We start from the raw sequence: 596 nt of genomic DNA, 5'->3' as shown, positions 1-596 counted from the left end.
GATTTTCTGATCGACTTCAATCACCATGAGAGCCATTTGACCTTTTTCTTTCCGTGAAACTTCCATATGGCCAATGTTAATTTCATGATTCGCCAATACTGTCGAAACGGAAGATATGATTCCAAATACATCGTTATGCACGACTAAAATGGCTGGGTTTTCACCCGACAATTTAAGCTTGAACGTATTCAATTCCGTTATTTCTATCGTTCCGCCGCCAATTGAGATCCCAACTAGTTCCAATTCTTTATCTTCGTCGAACAGTCTGATCTTGACTGTATTAGGATGATCCATCACCGTATCCTCGATTGTAAAGGAAACGTCCATACCGGCTTCTTCCGCAATCGTTAATGAGGCAGGGATTCGTTCATCATCCGTATCGAAATCCAATATCCCGCCTACGACAGCGACATCCGTACCGTGTCCCCTATATGTTTTTGCAAAAGAACCATATAAAGAAATAATCGCTTTCTTCGGTTGCTTTCCGAATAATGTCCTTGCTACTCTGCCAATTCTGGCAGCTCCTGCTGTATGTGAGCTTGAAGGTCCAATCATGACGGGACCGATTATATCGAATGCAGATCTGTATTTCATCG

At 42.4% G+C, this 596-nt stretch carries 1 protein-coding gene; it reads right to left on the bottom strand.

The features are described 5' to 3' along the window. Window positions 1-594 (bottom strand): L-serine ammonia-lyase, iron-sulfur-dependent subunit beta (sdaAB, locus tag ACSR9O_RS27280; RefSeq protein WP_491725427.1); only part of this gene is annotated, 594 nt, incomplete at its 3' end. Between the last annotated feature and the right edge of the window lie 2 nt (window positions 595-596).

Source organism: Peribacillus sp. B65, from assembly GCF_058513295.1.
This window is presented reverse-complemented; position numbering and strand designations above follow the sequence as displayed.